Here is an 18,157-nt window from a genome sequence, read left to right as displayed (position 1 = left end):
AGGTCTGCGGGGGTGAGGGGGCGGGCGTCGAGCGGATCGGCGGATGACGGGGATCCGCCGGGGAGGAGCAGGAGAGCGGACGAAGGCTCGAGCGGGTCGACCGGGGCGAGCGTGCGGAGCAGCGCCGCGTCGTCGAGGCCCGCTTCCCGTAGCGCCGAGATCTCGCGCGGGTTCAGGTCGACGGGCATCGGCCCGTTGCCGAGGTCGGTGCCGTAGAGCACGGTGCCGCCGGCCGCGTGGAAACGGCGCACGTTGTCGATCGCGACCACCCGTTCGGGGCCGTCGTGGATCGCCAGGGTCGAGACCCAGGAGGCGGATGCCGCATGCCGCGCGATCTCGTCATCGTCGAGCGGTTCCGTGAAGGGGGCGTGCGCGAGGCGCGCGGTGCCGAGACGGACGACGCGCTGCGCCTCACCGGCGCCCTCGGCATGGGCGACGACGGGGAGGCCGCGGTCGGCGGCGAGAGCGACGATCGTGCGGAAGAGGTCGTCTGAGAAGACCGGTCCCGCGGTGCTGTTGCTGGTGACCTTGATGCACGAGGCGCCGGCATCCGCCATCTCGACCACGGCGTCGGCCGCGGCATCCGCATCGGCGATCTCCCGCACGGAGCCGGCCGGTGCCCAGGAGCGGTCGGAAGGGTAGCCGCCGGGAGCGGCGAGGAAGGCTCCGGCGAATCCGATATCGACGCGGTGCTGCGCGAACGGCGTGCGCAACTCCTCGGAATCGGCGGGCAAAGTGGCGGAAATGAGGGGCGAGCCCGGTTCAGCAGGGGTGTCTCCGGAGTTGTGCACGGCGAGCCGGCGGACCGCATCCGGATTGCCGCCGAGATCGACCACGCGCCCGAGCCGGGAGCCCGCAAGCAGGCCGTGCTCCGCGAGCTGCAGGTGCACGTGGTGGTCGGTGAAGCCGCCGGTGATGACGCCTCCGACCCGGGGAAGCCCGGTGGCGGGAGCCTCCGCGCGCAGCCGCACGCGCCCGTCGACGAGTTCGACGACGCCCTCGCGCCATCCGGACCCGTCGAAGAACGTGGCGGCCTTCATCAGCTGCCGATCTCGGTGCGCACGGTGTAGAGCTCGGGGAAGAACGTCAGATCCAGGGCGCGCTGCAGGAAGCCGACGCCGCTGGAGCCGCCGGTGCCGACCTTCATGCCGATCGTGCGGGCGACCGTCTTGAGGTGCCGGAAGCGCCAGAACTGGAAGTTGTCCTCGAGGTCGACGAGGTCTTCGCACGCCTCGTACAGGTCCCAGTACCGGCTCGGGTCCTGGTAGATCTCGCGGATCGCGGGCACGAGCGCCGGGGTCTCGCGGTACGGCTCCCGCACGTCGCGCTCCAGGATCTCGGTCGGGATCGGCAGCCCGCGGCGGTCGGCGTAGCGCAGGAACTCGTCGTACAGCGTCGGCTTCTCCCACTCGGCTGTGAGCAGTGCGAGGTTGGCGGGGTGGTCGGCGAAGACGCGCAGCATCTTCTCGTTCTTGTTGCCGAGTGCGAACTCCACCGCGCGGTACTGCACGGACTGGAAGCCGGAGGAGTTGCCCAGCGCCCCGCGGAACTGCGCGTACTCGGTGGGGGTGAGGGTGGCGAGCACCGACCACTGCTGCGTCATCACGTCTTGGATGCGCTTCACACGGGCGATGCGCTTCAGGGCCTCGCGGAGGTCGTCGCGGGCCAGCAGCTCGCGGGCGGACGACAGCTCGTGCAGCAGCTGCTTGAGCCACAGCTCGGTGGTCTGGTGCTGGATGATGAACAGCATCTCGTCGTGGTGCTGCGGTTCGCTCACCGGATGCTGCGCCGTGAGCAGCTGGTCCAACGCCAGATACGAGCCGTAGGTCATCCGGCCGGAGAGGTCGGTGACGATGCCGGATTCGAGGGCGCGTTCGTTCTCGGTGTGCATGCGCCGAACATATCACTATCGTGGCGAGCGTCACAGTAGTGTTATGTCACTCGTGCGTCTCTTTCAGAGCGCGGGAGTGCGCGGCGGCGAGACGCGACGGGTTCCCGGAGCGCCTGCCGCTTCGAATGCTGCGGCGAACCGGAGCAGCCTCGTATCGTCGTAGGCCCGCCCGGCGAACGTCAGGCCGATCGGCATGCCGATGTCGCTCATGAGGCCCATCGGCACGGTGACCGTCGGGATGCCGAGGTGGCGCACCGCGAGGTTGCCGTTCGTGATCCAGACGCCGTTGCGCCAGCCGAGGTCGGCGGATTCCGGGTTCACGTCCATGTCGGCCGGCCCCACATCGGCCACCGCGGGGAAGACCACGGCGTCGAGACGCAGGACGTCCATCCACACTTCGAGGTCACGGCGACGGGTCTCCTCCAGCCCGCGCAGCCCGCCTTCGAGCTCGGGCATGTCCGTGAACGAGGCGTCGGGATGGCGGCGCACCCACTCCGGATACTCGGCGATGTCGTCGTCGAAACCGGCGTAGCGATCGGGGAGCGCGCCCTCCGGATGCGGGAAGATCGTGGCTCCGTCGACCTCGGCGAGCGACTGCAGCGCCGGGTCGCCGTTCGCCCGCAGGAAGTCCTCCCACGCCCACGCCGAGAGGTCGACGATCTCGCGGTGCAGGTACTCGGGCGACACCAGGCCGCGGGTCGTGATGGTGGGGGCGCCGGGCCGGTCGCCCTCGTAGTTCGACACGACGGGGAAGTCGACCTCGATGACGGTCGCTCCCGCGGCAGTGAGGTCGCGGCGTGCCGCCTCCCAGCGCTCGATGATGCTCGCCCGCGTGTCGATGCGCTGACCGGTGGGCCCGCCGATGCCCGGGTTCTCGCCGCTGCCGGCATCCGGATCTGCGTCGATGTACATGCGGGGGATGCCGATGCGTGCGCCGACGAGGGCATGCGCCGTCCCCGCCGCGAGTGCGGGATACGACTCGGGCCGGACGGCGGAGGCGGCGGGCAGCTCGACCCACGGCTGCGCCCGCCAGAAGTCGCCGCGGGTCTCGGCGTCGTCGGCGACGATCACGTCGAGCACCTCGAGCAGGTCGGCCATGGTGCGGGTGTGCGGGACGACCACGTCCATGGTCGGCACGAGAGGCCAGTTGCCGCGGGTGGAGATCACTCCGCGTGAGGGCGTGTACGCGCACAGCGCGTTGTTCGTCGCGGGGCCGCGGCCCGACGACCAGGTCTCCTCGCCGAGGCCGAAGGCCGCGAAGCTCGCGGCGGTCGCCGTGCCCGAACCGTTCGAGGAACCGGAGGCGAACGGTGCCGTGAGGAACTCGGCGTCGTACGGGCTCTCGGCTCGGCCGTAGACGCCGCGCTGCATGCCGCCGTTCGCCATCGGGGGCATGTTCGTCAGCCCGAGGCAGATCGCCCCACCCGCGCGCAGCCGCTCGATCGTGAAGGCATCGTGCTGGGCCACGAGCTGCGCGAACGCCGGACTCCCTGCAGCGGCGGTGAGCCCGCGCACCAGGTAGCTGTCCTTGGCCGTGTACGGGATGCCGTCGAGAGGGCCGAGGATCTCGCCGTGGGCGCGGCGTGCATCGGATGCCGCGGCCTCGCTCCGCGCTTCCGGGTTGGCGACGACGACGGCGTTCAGTGCGGTCTTCGTGCCGGGGGCGTCGAAGGCGGCGATGCGGGCGAGGTAGGCGTCGACGAGTTCGACCGCGGTCGTCTCGCCGGTGTCGAGCGCGTGCCGCAGGTCGGCGATGGACGCTTCGTGCACATTCATGGGTTCTCCTCGAGGCGCTTCGTCTCGCTGGGCTCGCTCACCGACCGGAGGCGAGCGCCGGCTGCTGCTGGGTGATGCAGTGGATCCCACCGCCGCGGTCGAACAGCGGGCGCGCATCGACCGTGACGACCCGGCGTCCGGGGTAGGCATCGGCGAGGATCCCGCGCGCCGCGGCATCCGCCTTCTCGTCGCCGAAACCGCACGCCACCACGCCGTCGTTCGTGACGAGGTGGTTGACGTAGCTCCAGTCGACGGGGCCCTCATCATCGGTCAGCGTGGAGGGAGCGGGCAGGCCGATCACCTCGAAGCGGCGGCCGGCGGCATCGGTCTGCTCCGAGAGCAGGGTGCGCAGCTCGCGTGTGACGGCATGGTCGGGGTGGTCGGGATTCTGCTGGTCGTGCAGCAGCAGGCGCCCCGGCGCGACGATGGTGGCGACGATGTCGACGTGGCCGTTCGTGCCGAAGTCGTCGTAGTCGCGGGTGAGCCCGCGGGGGAGCCACACGGCCGTGGTCGCGCCGATCGTGCGGGCCATCTCGGCCTCGACCCGCTGCTTGTCGGCGTAGGGGTTGCGTCGGGGGTCGAGCTGCACGGTCTCGGTGAGCAGCACGGTGCCCTCGCCATCGACGTGGATGCCCCCGCCCTCGTTCACGAGCGTCGAGCTCACGAGCTCCGCCCCGACGGCGCCCGCGACGACCCGCGCATGCTGAGCGGCCTTGCGCCACTCGGCCCATTCCGGCGCCCCCCAGCCGTTGAAGATCCAGTCGACTGCGCCGAGCACTCCCGGCCGCTCGTCGTCGACCACGAACGTCGGCCCGGAATCGCGCATCCAGAACTCGTCGACCGGTGCTTCGATGACCTCGATGCTGCCGCTGAGCATGCGCCGGGCCCTCGCGACCTCGCTCGGGTCGACCAGCATCGACACGGGCTCGAACTCGGCGACCGCATGGGCGACGGCGGTCCAGGTGGCGTACCCCTCCTCGCGCGCGGCGTCGGTGGCGCCGAGAGTCTCGCCCTCGGCCGGGAACGCCATCCAGGTGCGCTCGTGACGTGCGGTCTCGGTCGGCATGCGCCAGCTCATCGCGTTCTCCTCGCTGTTGCCGCTTCTATTGAACATGCGATCAACAGGTGTTACGGTAACCCCTGATGAAGACCACGTCAACAGGTACGGCCGCTCGCCGGATGTCGCCCGAGGAGCGCGATCACTCGATCCTCGACGGCGCGATCGGCCTCGCCCGCGAGAGCGGACTCGAGAGTCTCACCGTGCGGGCGGTCGCAGCCCGCGTCGGGGTCACCCCCGCGCTCGTGGCGCACTACCGGCCGGGGATGGACACGTTCGTCGCCGACGTCTTCGGGATCATCGTGGCGGCCGAGCGCGACGAGGTGATCGCCGCGTTCGACGACACCGACTTCCACGACGCCGACGACATCCGTGCCGGCCTCCTGCGCCTGATCGAGACGCTCCTCGAGGCCGACCGCGACGACGTGACCCTCATCTGGGTGCAGGCCTGGGCGCTCGGTGCCCGCAACGATGCACTCGCCGCTCGTGTGCGACAGGAGATGGACGGGTGGCAGAGCGCCCTCGAGCAGATCTTCGCCCGTACCGCCGCGACGGGGGCGATCGCTGCCGGCCGCGCAGACACCGCCGCCTGGCTGCTGCTCGCGATGGTCGACGGCATGAACGCGCACTCTCTCGTGAAATGGGCGCCCCGCGACCGGGCCGACCTCGCCCGACGCGCCCTCTCGGCCGTGCTCGACAGCGCGACGCCCGATGCCCTCGCCGCCGAGACGTTCGCCACCGATTCCCGATCCGCAGACGCCCGATCCGATGACAAGTAAAGGAACGCCCATGGATGCTGTGCGCATGCACGCGGCCTCGCCCGAATCGACCGCGATCGTCGACGCCGTGCTCGACTACTCGCGTCGACGCATGCTCGCCGCCGACGTGCCGCTCGACAAGCCCCAGTCCGAGGCGGAGCTGAACCGCCTCGTCGGGCCCACGGTCACCGATGCCGGACTCGGTGCCGCGCGCGCTCTCAGCGTGTTCGAGCATGTCCTCGCTCCGGCGTGCCTGACCACGAGCCACCCGCTGTATCTGTCGTTCATCCCGACCGCGCCGACCATGGCCGCGATCGCGTTCGACCTGGTCGTGTCGGCGTCCGGGCTCTACGGCGGCAGCTGGCTCGAAGGTGCGGGTGCCGTGCACGCCGAGAACGAGGTGCTGTCGTGGCTCGCGAGCGAGTTCGGGCTGCCCGAGACCGCGGGCGGGGTGTTCGTGCAGGGTGGCACGATCGGCAACCTGTCGGCGCTGGTCGCGGCGCGCGAGGCGGCGAAGGCCCGTCTGGTCGCGGCGGGCAGGGAGCTGCCGACCCGGTGGAAGATCCTGTGCAGCGTCGAGGCGCACTCCTCGAACAAATCGGCCGCGAAGGTGATGGATGCCGACGTGCTGCTGGTCCCTGCGGGCGACGACGGCGTCCTGCGTGCGGAGGGCGTGCGCGAAGCCCTCCTCGAGCACGGTGACGAGATCTGCGCGGTGGTCGCGACCGGTGGCTCGACCAACTTCGGGATCGTCGACGACATCAGAGGCATCGCCGCCCTCAAGGACGAGTTCGACTTCTGGCTGCACATCGACGGCGCGTACGGCCTCACCGCCATGCTGGCCCCCGAGGCGCGGCATCTCTTCGAGGGCGTCGAGCGCGCCGACTCGGTGATCGTCGATCCGCACAAGTGGCTGTTCGCGCCCTTCGACTGCTGCGCCCTGATCTACCGCGACCCCGACAGCGGGCGCCGCGCCCACACGCAGCACGCCGAGTACCTCGACATCCTGACCGACGTCGACGAGTTCAGCCCCTCGGACTACTCGATCCAGCTCACCCGTCGCCCGCGCGGCCTGCCCCTGTGGTTCTCGGTCGCGACGTACGGGGTCACTGCGTACCGCGAGGCCGTGAGCGCCGGGCTCACGCTGACGCGACGGATCGCCGACGAGATCGCCCGTCGTCCCGAGCTGCGCCTGGTGCGCGACCCGCAGCTGTCGATCGTGGTGTTCGAGCGGGAGGGGTGGGAGCGCGCCGACTACGACCGCTGGTCGGCTGCCCTGCTCGATTCGCAGCGTGCGTTCGTCGTGCCCAGCTCCCACGCCGGACGCCCGAACACGCGCTTCGCGATCCTGAACCCCCTGACCACGTTCGAAGACCTCGTCGGCATCCTCGACACGATGAAGTAGTCCGGGGTCCGCCTCGCGGGCGTCGGTGCGCCGCGCCGACTCAGCGCGTGGTGTGCGCGTCGAGGAAGTCGATGGTCTTCTGCAGGGCGGTCTGCGCGTCGGGCATGTCCAGGTGGAACTGGTACTCGTGCGGAAGCTGGGGCTCGTGCGGTGCCGGCCAGAACTGCGTCGTCACGTCGACGCCGAGCTCGTCGAGGCGCTTCGCCATCGGGATGGACTGCAGCCAGGTGAGTCCGTCGCCGTTGCCGCCGGAGATGTAGGTGGTCGGGAAGTCCTCGGTGACCCAGTCGATGGTCGACATCGTGGCGCCGGTGGAGTCCTCCGCCCAGGTCTTCGTGCCCGAGTACGCCCACATGGCCGACTTGAATCCCCATCCCGCGATGCCGTCGAGCTGGGCGAGCGCCGACAGGTCGTAGACACCGCAGTTGAGGATGGTCGCCACCAGCTGGTCGGCCTTGAGCGAGGGCGTGATGTCCATGATCTCGGCGTAGTCCGGGCTCGTGATCAGGGTCGCCATCTGGCTGGCGAGCTGTCCGCCGGCGGAGTCGCCGGCGAGCACGATCTGGTCGGCGTCGACGCCCAGCTCCTCGGCGTGCTCGTCGATGTAGGCGAGGGCGGCATCCAGCTGGTGGACGGCGAGCGGATACACGCCCTCCGGGCCGATCGTGTAGTTCACGGCGATGGTCGTGTATCCCTCGGCGGCGAGGATGCGCATGTACGGGTCGACGTTCTCCTTCGCCCCCGAGATCCAGGCGCCGCCGTGGATCCACACGACGGTCGGCAGGGGGCCGTCGGCGGATGCCGGGCGGAAGACGTCCATCGTGGTGTCCGCGCCGTCGTCGCCGTAGGCGACATCCTTCTGCACGGAGAGCTCCGTGTCGGGGACGTGCTTGTCCATCTCGGCGGCGGTGTCGTTCCCGCCCTTGGTGAACACGGCTCGGATGACCATGGCCGAGGGCCACGGCGTGAGTGCTCCGACGATCGCGACCACGGCGGCGACGGCGACGACGATCCCGAGCGCGACCTTCGTCCGGTGCCAGGGCCGACGGGCCTTCTTCGGGTGTGCGGACTCTTCGGCGTGCGCGTCGATGTTCATGGACCCCTCCCACCGATCAGTGTGCCGTATTCCGGTCGGCGCCGACGAGATCCGGATCAGCCGGCGAGCCCGGCGGTCAGTCGATGCAGGCCGTAGTCGAATGCCCGGTCGACGTCGCCGCCGAGGCGGAACGCTCCGGAGAGCTCCATCTGCAGGAACCCCGTCGCCCACGCGGTGAAGAGGCGGGCGGCGTCGAGCGCGTCGTCGTCGCCGACCAGTGCGGCGGCGGCGCGGATGAGCGGTGCGGCCGAGCGTTCCAGCGCGTCGTGCGGGGCCGAGATCGTGAACATGATCCGGAAGCCCTCCGGATGCTCCTGCGCGAAGCCGCGATAAGCGTGGGCCAGCGCGCCGATGTCGTCCCCCGCGGCTTCGAGCCGGTCGGTGAGCGCATCGATCGAGGCGGCGGCGACGGCGGCGTGCAGGGCGTCGCGGTCGCGGACACGCTTGTACAGCGAGGGGGCGCGGACTCCGACGCGCTCGGCGACGGCCTGCATCGTGAGCCCCGCGGGGCCGGCGATCTCGAGGATCTCGCGCCCGGCCTCGACGATCTCCGCGGCGGATGTGCGTTCGGGTGTCGGCATCGCGTCCTCCTGCATGGCTATTGACAATAGCCATGATAGCTACGTAACGTAGCCATCGCAATCATCCCGAGAGGATCCGCCATGAAGCTCGCACCGCATCTGCATCGCCTGGGCAACGACATCGTCGCCTCGTACCTCGTCGACCTTCCCGAGGGCATCACCCTGATCGATGCGGGCCTGCCCGGCCACTGGCACGACCTGCGGCGCGAGCTCGCGGAGCTCGGACGGCCGATGTCGGACATCCGTGGCCTCGTCCTGACGCACGGCGACAGCGACCACATCGGGTTCGCGGAGCGCCTGCGCCGAGAGGCCGGTGTCCCGGTTTTCATCCACGCGGACGACGCCCACCGCGTGCGCACCGGGGAGAAGCCCAAGACGCCCATGGGTCCCGCCAGGCTCGGGCCGACGCTCGGGTTCTTCGCCTACGGCATCCGCAAGAACGCCCTGCGCACGGCGCACGTCTCCGAGGTGATCGAGGTGGCGGACGGTGCGGTGCTCGACCTCCCGGGCGCTCCGGTCGTGATCGGGATGCCGGGGCACTCGCCCGGGAGCATCGCGGTGCACGTGCCCGCCGTCGATGCCGCGTTCGTCGGTGATGCGCTGACCACGCGGCATGTGCTCACCGGGCGCACGGGCGCTCAGCCGGCACCGTTCACGGATGAGCCCGCCGAGGCCATCGACTCGCTCGACCGGCTCGCCGCCGTCTCCGCGTCCTGGGTGCTGCCGGGCCACGGAGCCCCCTGGCGCGGCTCCCCGTCCGACATCGCCGCCGCCGTGCGGGCCTCGGCCTGACCGACAGACGTCGGACGATTCGCCGAGCTCCGGATGATCGCCTGATCGATCTGGCGGAGTCCGTCGGCGGATCGTCATCCGTTCGACTTTTCGTCAGGCGAGGATGCTCGCCGTGTCGCTGATGGTGATCTGCGGGGGATAGAGACCCATCACGTGCAGGGCGGCCGCATGGTTCTCGGCGGTCGACCCGGCGCAGGCGTCGGCGGCGATCGTGAGGTGGGCGCCGGCGTCCGCCGCGGCGAGGGCGGTCGAGATCACGCAGCAGTCCGTCGACACCCCGGCCAGCACGACATGCGCGCCGTGTCCGACGATCGCCTCGAGCTCGGGGCCCCACTTGCCGAAGGTCGGCAGATCGAGGGTCGGGTGGCGCGACAGCCCGGCCGCATCCGGCACCAGGTCGAACAGCGGGGCGCTCGGCGGCTGATCGGCGAAGGGCCAGGCGGCGAAGTAGTCGCCCCACGATGTCGACCGGTCGGCGGTCGGCATCCACCGCGTCACCAGCACCCGGTCGCCGAACGCCTCGGCCAGGGCGCGGATGCGCGGCATCGCCGCGGTGAAGAACGGCGAGCCCCACGCGGAGTCGGGCGAGGCGAAGATCGCCTGCGGATCGACCACGACGAGCCAGGCGTCGTCGAGCGCGTGATCGGTCACACGCCCTCCTGCCGCCGGATCTTTCCGGCCCTCGCGAAGTACGTCACGAGGAACGACAGCACCAGCGCGAAGAAGACGCCGAGGTTCGCATAGGCCCAGTCGCCGTCCGCGCCGCCGACCAGGAACAGCAGATAGCCCTGCCAGTTGTTCCAGGGTGCATCCTCGGCGAAGCCGTTGAGCACCAGGCCCCAGCCGATCACGCTGGTGACGACCATGGTGCCGATCGAGGTCCAGTCCCAGGCGCCGTAGCGCCCGTTCTGGTCGAACAGCGCTTCTTCGTCGTAGTCCTTCTTCCGGCGCAGGATGTCGGCGATCAGGATGCCGGCCCACGACGCGAGCGGCACGCCGAGCGTGATCAGGAAGCTCTGGAAGGGCCCCAGGAAGTCGGTCGCGAAGAACACCACGAAGATCGTGCCGATCGTGAGGATCACGCCGTCGATCGCCGCCGCGGACGGGCGGGGGATCCGGATGCCGAGGCTGAGCAGCGTCAGGCCCGAGGAGTAGATGCCGAGCACGGCACCCGAGACGAGGGCGAGGACTGCCGTGAGGAGGAACGGCACGAGGACCCACACCGGCAGGATCGACGCGAGGGCGCCGATCGGGTCGGCGGCGATCGCGTTCATGAGGTCTTCGTTCGAGCCGCCCAGCAGCAGACCGAACACCACGAGGATCACGGGCGCGACCGAGCCGCCGATCGTGTTCCAGGCGACGATGGCCCCATCGGATGCCGTGCGCTTCTGATACCGCGACCAGTCGGCGGCGATGTTGATCCAGCCGAGCCCGAACCCGGTCATCACCATGACGAGCGCGCCGATGACCTGGCCGATGCCCCCGTCGGGGCGGGCCAGCACGGCGGCGAAGTCGATCTGCGGTGCCGCGAGGATGATGTAGAGCACCGTGACGACACCCGTGATCCAGGTCAGCACCGACTGCAGCTTCATGATCGTGTGATAGCCGAGCACGGATGCCGTGACGATGAGCGCCGCGACGATCACGGTCGCGATGATGCGCAGCCACACGCTGTCGCCGTCGCCGCCGAGCTGCGTGATCACGGTCGCGGTGGCGAGCACGGCCATGATCGCGAGGAAGGTCTCCCACCCGATCGAGGTCAGCCACGAGACGATGCCGGGAATCTTCTGGCCCTGCACGCCGAAGGCGGCGCGCGAGAGCACCATGGTGGGCGCCGAGCCGCGCTTGCCGGCGATCGCGATCAGCCCGCAGAGCAGGAACGACACCACGATGCCGATGACCGACACCAGGGTCGCCTGCCAGAACGAGATGCCGAAGCCGAGCACGAATGACCCGTACGACATTCCGAACACCGACACGTTGGCCGCGAACCACGGCCAGAAGAGGTCGCGCGGCTTCGCGGTGCGCTCCGATTCGGGGATGATCTCGATGCCTGCACGCTCGATGAGGCCCGGCTTGATGTCCGTCATGCTGACATCCTGGCACTGCCGGGGTGCCATCGGGCGGAGTTCGGGGAGCGGAACGTCGCCGAGGAGATCAGCCGGCGAAGAACGACTGCGCGGTGCGGGCGAGGTCGTGCAGGTCCGAAACGCCGGCGAGTTCGCGCGCGGAGTGCATCGACAGGATCGGGATGCCGACGTCGACCGTGCGGATGCCGAGCCGGGTCGCGGTGATCGGGCCGATCGTCGACCCGCAGGGCACGCTGTTGTTCGACACGAACTCCTGCGTCGCGACTCCCGCGCGGTGGCACCAGTTCCGCCAGGACGCGGTGCCGACGGCATCCGTCGCATACCGCTGGTTGGCGTTGAGCTTGAGGATCGGACCCGAGCCGAGCACCGGCTGCACGACGGGGTCGTGCTTGGCGGCGTAGTTGGGATGCACGGAGTGGCCGACATCGCTCGACAGGCACCACGACGACGCGTACGCCTGGCGCCGCGCGGATCCGTCCGCTCCGAGTCCGGCGTACAGGCGCTCGAGCACGTCTTCCAGGAACGGCCCGGCGGCACCTGAACGCGATTCCGAACCGAGCTCCTCGTGGTCGAAGGCGGCGAGCACGGCGATCGGTCCTCCCGCAGCCGGGTCGTGCGTCGCGAGAGCGACCAGGCCGGCGTGCACCGACGCGAGGTCGTCGAGGCGGCCCGAGGCGAAGAACGCGCTGTCCTTGCCGAACACGGCGCCGCGGGCGGTGTCGGCGACCACGACGTCGTAGCCGCGGATGTCCGAGGCCGACACGTCGGCGGAGGAAGCGAGTTCGGCGAGGATGTCGGCCTCGCTCGGGTCGCCGAGACCCCACACCGGCTGCGTCTCGACCTGCTTGTCGAGGGACAGTCCGTTGTTCACGCCGCGGTCGAGGTGGATCGCGAGCTGGGGAAGGCGCAGCAGGGCCCCGGTGTCGGCGAGCACCACGCGGCCGTCCGCGAGGGCGAGGCGTCCGGCCAGGCGCAGCTCGCGGTCGAGCCAGGAGTTCAGCAACGGCCCGCCGTAGACCTCGACGGCCGCCTGCAGCCAGCCCCGGGAGCCGGTCGTGGGCTGCGGCTTGAGCTTGAAGCCGGGGGAGTCGGTGTGCGCGCCGAAGATCTGGACGGGAGTGGTCGCCGTGGCATCCGTCGGCACGGTCCAGGCGATCGCCGCTCCGTCGCGCACGATCACGTAGCGGCCGCCGGCGGGTGCCGGCCAGGAGTCCTCTTCCCGCAGCCGCGTGAACCCGGCGTCTTCCAGGCGTCGGGCGACCTCGGCCGCCGCGTGGTAGCTCGAGGGCGAGGCGGCGACGAAGTCGGCGAGGTCCTCGGCGTGGGCGAGGGCGACCGGGGTGACGGGCATGTCGGGACCTTCCTTGAGGGCGGCGGTCCTTCGAGCGTAGTCGCGGTCTCCGCTCGATCCCGCGCCCGCTGAGCGCGCCGAGCTCGTTTCCCGGCTGTTCATCCTGGCGGGTTAGGGTGGTCCCGATAGCGCCTAGGGTTCCGGGGTTCGCGCCCGTCTGGTCCGAGCGGCGCCACGGCTCTCCTCCGCAGGAGGGCCGTCATCTGACAGGACAAAAGCCCGGAGGACCCTGTTCGTCGCGCCGCGCGTCGGACGGAAGGGTCTCGTCATGTCCGCGTTCGCGTTCGTCCTGGTCTTCGGTGCGGCGATCGCCCATGCCTCGTGGAACATCGTCGCCCACGGCATCAGCCGGGCGGGCGCTCCCTTCCTCTGGTGGGGAGCCGTCGGCAGCACCCTCGTGTGGATCGGCGTCGTGCCGTTCACGGGCGGACTCGGCACCGACGACCTGGGCTCCTTCGCGCTCGGCGTCGCCGTCTCCGCAGTGTTGCACGTCGGCTACATGGCGGTCCTGCAGCGGGGATACCGCGAGGGGAACCTCTCCACCGTCTACGCCACCGCCCGCGGCACGGGGCCGTTCCTCTCCGTGATCGTCGCCGTGCTTCTCCTGGGGGAGCGCCCCTCGTTCGTGGCTCTCATCGGCGTCGCGGCCGTGATCGTCGGCGTCGTGGCGATCGGTCTCGTCGACCGGGGGCGCGGAGGGCGAGCCCGCCGCATCGACCCCGGCATCGTCTTCGGTCTGCTCACGGGGGTCGCCATCGCGATCTACACGATCTGGGATGCGCACGCCGTGCGCACGTGGAACCTCTCGCCGGTCGCCTTCATGGTCGGTACGACACTGTTGCAGGTGCCGTTCTACTCGCTCGCGGTGCGTCGTCGGTGGAGTGCGGTCCGGGCGCTCGGCCGTACGCAGTGGCGCCGCATCCTCGCCTTCGGCATCCTGTCTCCGCTGTCGTACATCCTGGTGCTGACGGCCATCCAGATCGCTCCGGTGGCGCTGGTCGCGCCGTTGCGCGAGGTGAGCGTCGTACTCGTGAGCCTGTTCGGGGTGCTCGTGCTGCGGGAGTCGCGGCCAGGGTGGCGGATCGGGGCGTCGCTCGTCGTCGTCGCCGGGATCGTGCTGCTCGCGCTCTGATCAGCGGAAGCTGACGAGGCCCGCGTGCGCAGCCGTGACGAGGATCTGCACGCGGTCGCGCAGGTGCCACTTCGACATCATGCGCCCGAGGTGAGCCTTCACCGTGCCCTCCGAGACGATGAGCGTCTTGGCGATCTCCGCGTTGGACATGCCCTGCGCGAGGCACTGGAGCACTTCCGCCTCGCGCTCGGTGAGCGGCTCGAGAGCGTCCGCATCCGTGGCGACGGGGGTGGAGTCCCGCACGTGCTTGATGAGCATCGACGCGATGCGGGGAGACAGCGAGCTGGCGCCGCTGTGCACCTCTCGCACGCCGGTGACGATGTCCTCGGCACTGGAGTCCTTGAGCAGGTAGCCGGAGGCCCCGGCGCTCAGCATCGGGAGCACCGTGTCGCTTCCATCGAGCGTCGTCACCGCGAGTACGCGGACGTGGGGCCAGCGCTCGGCGATCACTCCGGTCGCCTCGATGCCGTCCATCTCGGGCATCTGCACGTCCATCATCACGACGTCCGGCTGCTCGCGCTCGACGACGGCGATCGCCTCGACGCCGTCCTCTGCCTGGGCGATCACCGTGATCTCGGGGTCGCGGGAGACGAAGTGCGACAACGCCGATCGGACCAGTGGATCGTCGTCGACGATCACGACACGGATTTCCTGCATGGGGGAAGCCTAACGGCGTGGACGCCTCACCCTCCGCATATAGACCTTTGGCTAAAAAGCTCTGGACTTGAGGCTGATGTGCGCTGCGGAGATCGCCGAGAAGATGAATACAGACATCGACGAACGACTACAAAATGGAGGTGAACGTTATGTCTTTCTGGCAGCAGGTTGGCAAGCTCATTGGTCTCTACCGCTAGAGTACCTGGCGAATAGGAGATAATGAACCATGGCCTTAGACCAGTCACCCCGGGAGTCTCGGGAGTTTCTGCGGCTGGGTCGAGGCGAACGGCTCAGCGCGATCGAGCGCATCGCCGTTCTGGTCATCGTTTCCGTCATCATCGCCCTCGACGTCCTCGGGCTTTTCACCACCCCTGGTGGGAACCCCATCACCTCCGTGGTGAGCATCGCATCCACTGCAGTGCTTGCCCTCTACCTCTGGTCCCCCCTCATCGCGACATGCGCGATGGGCCTCGTCTTCGGGTTGTCGTTCCTGACGGGAACGGAAACCCAGGTGCTGATCACCGCCGCAGTCGCTGCTGCGTTGGTCATGAGGCTCGGGTGGACCTCGCTGATCCTGTCGTACATAGGGGGCTTCCTCCTGTCATCGGCGATCATCGCCTTCGGGGACTCCACCGTCCCCGTCAACGTGGGCATCTACCTCATCTTCGCGACGCTGGCGGGAGCTGTCGGGTTCGCCCTGCGGCTCGCCTTCGCTCGGGGCAGTCGCCTCGAACGCGAACTCGAGGAAAGAGCCGAGCAGGAACGTCAGGCCGTTCTCGCCGAACGACGATGGATCGCCGGCGAGCTGCATGACAGCATCGCGCACCACCTCACGGTGGTGGCGCTGCATGTGCAGATGCTCGAAGACCCCCAGACGAGCACCGACTCGCAGGAGGCGATCCGCGTCGCTGCGCGCAAGGCGATGACCGATCTCCGTTTCGTGATCGAGCTCGCCGACGACGGACCGCAATCGTCCAGCGTCCAGACGGGCGACCTCGCGGCCGCGATCGACGAGGCGCAGAGCGAGTTCGAATCCGCAGGTCACTCCGTGGCCCGCGAAGGAGACCCGCAAGACGAACGCATCCCCCGGGCGGTCGAGATCGTCCTCGCGCGCATCGTGCGCGAGTCCGCCACGAACATCCTCAAGTACGCCGGCCAGGGCGAGGTGCAGATCCAGCTCCTGGTCACCGATGAGATCGCACACCTCACGCTTCGCAGCCCTCTCCCGACCACGCCCCGCCGCGAGCTCTCCTCCAGTCGTACCGGACTCGGCCGCATGGCCGAGCGGGTCATGGGGGCGAGCGGCGAGTTCAGCGCCGGCGAGGTCGACGGATTCTGGGTCGTGTCGGCCCGTCTCCCGGTCGTCTGATGCCCTAGAGTGTGTGAGCAGACCTTTTCGACCTCCGCGAGACCCTAGACGAAAGTCTAGAAGAGTCTCGACGTTCGACTCTTCAAAAGGGTTTGCGCTTCGCCATAACCTGGAGGCTCCCCAGATAAAGCGTCCCCAGCGCTGCGATCGCGGGCGCGGTCTTTCTGGCTTCTGAAAAACTTTGCGCGCTCGCGATCGCCTTCTGCGTTAAGGGCCGATTCTCCGGTCCCTCGTTCTCCGGTCCTTCGTTCTCCGACCGGGGCGGCCGCCCCCGTGCCCCGTTACCCGCCGACCGCCCGCATGTAGTGGCCGTCGGTCGAGATTCCGGATGCCGCGACCGTGAAGCGCACCACCTCGCTCAGGTACCGATCCTCCGAAGCCTCGAAGATCCGCCCCTGCGCATCGCGAGAGGTGCGGGTGAGCCGCAGGATGGGCGTGCCGCGAGGTACGCGCAGCAGCGCGGCATCCTGCTCGTCGGCGGCGACGGCGTCGATCACATGCTGCAGGGTGACGATCGGGTGTCCGACCGACGACAGGTACTCCGTGATCGAGACCTCGTCGAGGTCGACCTCGAAGAGCCGCCGTCCCGCCACCGCGGTGTAGTTGAGGCGCTCGAGCATCGTCGGTCTTCCGTCCAGAAGGCGCAATCGCACGACGCTGACGATCGTGTCGTCCGTCTCCACTCCGAGCGATGCGGCCATGTCGCCGGCGCGGCGCAGGCTCAGCTCCTGCGTCTGTGCGCCGGGGGTGACGCCGAGTTCGCGTGCCCAGCGGGTGAACGGCACCGATACGTCGACCGCCTGATTCGCCTTGCGGGCGACCACGCGCGCCGGCCGTCCGCGACTCGTCTCGATCAGACCCTCACCGCGCAGGGCGGCCAGAGCGTTGCGGATCGGACCGCGAGACGTGTGCCACTTGTCGGCCAGCTCCGCCTCGGTCGGGACGTCGTCGCCGGGACGCAGTCCGCCCGCGGCGATCTGCGCACGGAGGTCGTCGGCGATCTGGGTGTACACAGCTTCAGCCACATAGGTACATTACTTCGTCACGCCGTCGGTCGCGACCGCGTTCCGAGGGTGTTCATCCAGGCGAATGCCGGGTGAACGGGCCCTGAACTCTTCCGAGTTAGGTACATATCTCGGCTCGTCACCTGCGAGAGTCTTCCGTGGATCACCCCTCACACCTCCGAAAGGTCCTCATGAAGCTTCGCGCTCTCCCCGCCCTCGCCGGCGTCGCGCTCCTCGCACTCGGCCTCGCCGCCTGTTCCGGCTCCGCCGAGGCCACCGGCACGCCCGGCGCCGATGAGTCGTCTGCCGCGAGCGGCTTCGCGGTCGACGAGAACACGCTCGTCTTCGGCGTCGTCCCCGACTCGGTCGACACCGAGACGAACTACCAGCCGCTCATGGACTACATCGCCGACCTCACCGGCAAGACCGTCGAGTATCACGAGTCCACCGACTACGCGGCCCTGATCGAGGCCGCCGTCGCCGGCAAGGTCGACGTCGCGTCGTTCTCGGGCTTCACCTACGTCACCGCCACGAACAACGGCGCCAAGCTCACCCCGATCTCCTCCATCGTCACCGAAGAGGGCCAGGAGCCCGGCTACTTCTCGCAGGCGATCGTGCCCGTCGGCAGCGACATCAAGAGCCTCGAGGACTTCGCGGGCAAGAAGGTCTGCTTCGTCGACCCGTCCTCGACGTCGGGATACCTGTTCCCGTCGTACAACCTGCTCGAGGCCGGCATCGACCCCCAGGCCGACATCACCCCGGTGTTCGCGGGCAAGCACGACGTGAGCGTCACCAAGGTCGGCGAGGGCGTCGAGTGCGAGGCGGGCTTCGCCGAGGACTCCGAGGTCGAGAAGTCGGACAAGGTGAAGGTCATCGACGAGACGATGGTCCCGGGCGCCCCGCTCGTGTACTCCTCGAGCCTTCCGGATGACATCTCGAAGAAGCTCATCGACGGGCTCTCCGAGGTCACCATCGACGACATCATCGCCGCGGGCATCGACAGCGCCGACAGCGACTCGTTCCGCAGCGTCTTCTACGCCACGAAGCCGGTCGACGACGCGTACTACGACCTGATCCGCGACATCTGCAAGGAGACCGAGGCGGAGCAGTGCCAGGGCTGAGCCCGGTCTGACCCCCCTCGTCTCACCCGGTGCCCTTCGTCTCGTCCGCCTCGAGCGGGCGAGACGGAGGGCCCCAC

The 18,157-nt window shown here is 69.4% G+C and carries 17 protein-coding genes; 6 read left to right on the top strand and 11 right to left on the bottom strand.

What is annotated here, in order from left to right; genetic code table 11:
- From CQ045_RS18920 to CQ045_RS17750, 4 genes are all read right to left on the bottom strand, one after another.
- Window positions 1–1,040 (bottom strand): hypothetical protein (locus tag CQ045_RS18920; protein ID WP_181156633.1); only part of this gene is annotated, 1,040 nt, incomplete at its 3' end.
- Window positions 1,040–1,891, bottom strand: a complete 852-nt coding sequence (locus tag CQ045_RS17760) for a tryptophan 2,3-dioxygenase (protein WP_105726186.1) — start codon at window positions 1,889–1,891, stop codon at window positions 1,040–1,042. The genes CQ045_RS18920 and CQ045_RS17760, both read right to left, overlap by 1 nt.
- A 63-nt stretch (window positions 1,892–1,954) precedes the next feature.
- Complete coding sequence (locus tag CQ045_RS17755) at window positions 1,955–3,667, bottom strand: amidase (protein WP_105726184.1); 1,713 nt, start codon at window positions 3,665–3,667, stop codon at window positions 1,955–1,957.
- Window positions 3,668–3,704: 37 nt separating this feature from the next.
- A complete protein-coding gene (locus CQ045_RS17750; RefSeq protein WP_105726182.1) occupies window positions 3,705–4,745 on the bottom strand; it encodes an agmatine/peptidylarginine deiminase in 1,041 nt (346 codons plus the stop codon).
- 65 nt (window positions 4,746–4,810) lie between these two features.
- On the opposite strand from CQ045_RS17750, the gene CQ045_RS17745 reads away from it, so the two are divergent.
- Window positions 4,811–5,503 carry a TetR/AcrR family transcriptional regulator gene (locus CQ045_RS17745; RefSeq protein ID WP_105726180.1) on the top strand — a complete coding sequence of 231 codons (693 nt, stop codon included), beginning with the start codon at window positions 4,811–4,813 and terminating at the stop codon, window positions 5,501–5,503.
- Between the two features lie 10 nt (window positions 5,504–5,513).
- Complete coding sequence (locus CQ045_RS17740) at window positions 5,514–6,887, top strand: pyridoxal-dependent decarboxylase (RefSeq protein WP_105726178.1); 1,374 nt, start codon at window positions 5,514–5,516, stop codon at window positions 6,885–6,887.
- Between the two features lie 40 nt (window positions 6,888–6,927).
- On the opposite strand, the gene CQ045_RS17735 is transcribed toward CQ045_RS17740, so the two are convergent.
- Window positions 6,928–7,983, bottom strand: a complete 1,056-nt coding sequence (locus CQ045_RS17735) for an alpha/beta hydrolase (protein ID WP_105726175.1) — start codon at window positions 7,981–7,983, stop codon at window positions 6,928–6,930.
- A 56-nt stretch (window positions 7,984–8,039) separates the two neighbouring features.
- Window positions 8,040–8,564 carry a TetR/AcrR family transcriptional regulator gene (locus CQ045_RS17730; RefSeq protein WP_105726173.1) on the bottom strand — a complete coding sequence of 175 codons (525 nt, stop codon included), beginning with the start codon at window positions 8,562–8,564 and terminating at the stop codon, window positions 8,040–8,042.
- A gap of 81 nt (window positions 8,565–8,645) precedes the next feature.
- On the opposite strand from CQ045_RS17730, the gene CQ045_RS17725 reads away from it, so the two are divergent.
- A complete protein-coding gene (locus CQ045_RS17725) occupies window positions 8,646–9,356 on the top strand; it encodes an MBL fold metallo-hydrolase (protein WP_105726171.1) in 711 nt (236 codons plus the stop codon).
- A 93-nt stretch (window positions 9,357–9,449) separates the two neighbouring features.
- Here CQ045_RS17725 and CQ045_RS17720 read toward each other — a convergent pair whose 3' ends face one another.
- From CQ045_RS17720 to CQ045_RS17710, 3 genes are all read right to left on the bottom strand, one after another.
- Window positions 9,450–10,007, bottom strand: a complete 558-nt coding sequence (locus CQ045_RS17720) for a cysteine hydrolase family protein (protein ID WP_105726169.1) — start codon at window positions 10,005–10,007, stop codon at window positions 9,450–9,452.
- The gene (locus CQ045_RS17715) at window positions 10,004–11,446 is read right to left on the bottom strand and encodes a cytosine permease (protein WP_105726167.1); all 1,443 of its coding nucleotides are present in this window, start codon (window positions 11,444–11,446) and stop codon (window positions 10,004–10,006) included. Before CQ045_RS17715 ends, CQ045_RS17720 begins: the two co-directional genes overlap by 4 nt.
- A 67-nt stretch (window positions 11,447–11,513) precedes the next feature.
- A complete protein-coding gene (locus CQ045_RS17710; protein WP_105726165.1) occupies window positions 11,514–12,797 on the bottom strand; it encodes a M18 family aminopeptidase in 1,284 nt (427 codons plus the stop codon).
- Between the two features lie 268 nt (window positions 12,798–13,065).
- Between CQ045_RS17710 and CQ045_RS17705 the strand changes: the two genes are divergently transcribed.
- A complete protein-coding gene (locus CQ045_RS17705) occupies window positions 13,066–13,929 on the top strand; it encodes an EamA family transporter (RefSeq protein ID WP_105726163.1) in 864 nt (287 codons plus the stop codon).
- Here the strand turns inward: CQ045_RS17705 and CQ045_RS17700 are convergent, their stop codons facing one another.
- Window positions 13,930–14,586, bottom strand: coding sequence for a response regulator transcription factor (locus tag CQ045_RS17700; protein WP_258131151.1), 657 nt, complete (start codon window positions 14,584–14,586; stop codon window positions 13,930–13,932).
- A 226-nt stretch (window positions 14,587–14,812) separates the two neighbouring features.
- On the opposite strand from CQ045_RS17700, the gene CQ045_RS17695 reads away from it, so the two are divergent.
- The gene (locus CQ045_RS17695; protein ID WP_105726161.1) at window positions 14,813–15,955 is read left to right on the top strand and encodes a sensor histidine kinase; all 1,143 of its coding nucleotides are present in this window, start codon (window positions 14,813–14,815) and stop codon (window positions 15,953–15,955) included.
- A 281-nt stretch (window positions 15,956–16,236) separates the two neighbouring features.
- On the opposite strand, the gene CQ045_RS17690 is transcribed toward CQ045_RS17695, so the two are convergent.
- Window positions 16,237–16,980: a GntR family transcriptional regulator gene (locus CQ045_RS17690; RefSeq protein ID WP_258131150.1), complete on the bottom strand. Its 744-nt coding sequence runs from the start codon at window positions 16,978–16,980 to the stop codon at window positions 16,237–16,239.
- Window positions 16,981–17,150: 170 nt separating this feature from the next.
- On the opposite strand from CQ045_RS17690, the gene CQ045_RS17685 reads away from it, so the two are divergent.
- Window positions 17,151–18,080 carry a phosphate/phosphite/phosphonate ABC transporter substrate-binding protein gene (locus CQ045_RS17685; RefSeq protein WP_105726157.1) on the top strand — a complete coding sequence of 310 codons (930 nt, stop codon included), beginning with the start codon at window positions 17,151–17,153 and terminating at the stop codon, window positions 18,078–18,080.
- Window positions 18,081–18,157: the final 77 nt, after the last annotated feature.

The sequence above is a fragment of the Microbacterium sp. MYb66 genome, assembly GCF_002979435.1.
Taxonomy (GTDB): domain Bacteria; phylum Actinomycetota; class Actinomycetes; order Actinomycetales; family Microbacteriaceae; genus Microbacterium.
This window is presented reverse-complemented; position numbering and strand designations above follow the sequence as displayed.

What these genes read in the sequence shown, in the direction of transcription:
- CQ045_RS17760 (WP_105726186.1), bottom strand. Translation starts at nt 1,891, where the DNA reads ATGCACACCGAGAACGAACGCGCCCTCGAATCCGGCATCGTCACCGAC.
- CQ045_RS17755 (WP_105726184.1), bottom strand. Translation starts at nt 3,667, where the DNA reads ATGAATGTGCACGAAGCGTCCATCGCCGACCTGCGGCACGCGCTCGAC.
- CQ045_RS17750 (WP_105726182.1), bottom strand. Translation starts at nt 4,745, where the DNA reads ATGAGCTGGCGCATGCCGACCGAGACCGCACGTCACGAGCGCACCTGG.
- CQ045_RS17745 (WP_105726180.1), top strand. Translation starts at nt 4,811, where the DNA reads ATGAAGACCACGTCAACAGGTACGGCCGCTCGCCGGATGTCGCCCGAG.
- CQ045_RS17740 (WP_105726178.1), top strand. Translation starts at nt 5,514, where the DNA reads ATGGATGCTGTGCGCATGCACGCGGCCTCGCCCGAATCGACCGCGATC.
- CQ045_RS17735 (WP_105726175.1), bottom strand. Translation starts at nt 7,983, where the DNA reads ATGAACATCGACGCGCACGCCGAAGAGTCCGCACACCCGAAGAAGGCC.
- CQ045_RS17730 (WP_105726173.1), bottom strand. Translation starts at nt 8,564, where the DNA reads ATGCCGACACCCGAACGCACATCCGCCGCGGAGATCGTCGAGGCCGGG.
- CQ045_RS17725 (WP_105726171.1), top strand. Translation starts at nt 8,646, where the DNA reads ATGAAGCTCGCACCGCATCTGCATCGCCTGGGCAACGACATCGTCGCC.
- CQ045_RS17715 (WP_105726167.1), bottom strand. Translation starts at nt 11,446, where the DNA reads ATGACGGACATCAAGCCGGGCCTCATCGAGCGTGCAGGCATCGAGATC.
- CQ045_RS17710 (WP_105726165.1), bottom strand. Translation starts at nt 12,797, where the DNA reads ATGCCCGTCACCCCGGTCGCCCTCGCCCACGCCGAGGACCTCGCCGAC.
- CQ045_RS17705 (WP_105726163.1), top strand. Translation starts at nt 13,066, where the DNA reads ATGTCCGCGTTCGCGTTCGTCCTGGTCTTCGGTGCGGCGATCGCCCAT.
- CQ045_RS17700 (WP_258131151.1), bottom strand. Translation starts at nt 14,586, where the DNA reads ATGCAGGAAATCCGTGTCGTGATCGTCGACGACGATCCACTGGTCCGA.
- CQ045_RS17695 (WP_105726161.1), top strand. Translation starts at nt 14,813, where the DNA reads ATGGCCTTAGACCAGTCACCCCGGGAGTCTCGGGAGTTTCTGCGGCTG.
- CQ045_RS17685 (WP_105726157.1), top strand. Translation starts at nt 17,151, where the DNA reads ATGAAGCTTCGCGCTCTCCCCGCCCTCGCCGGCGTCGCGCTCCTCGCA.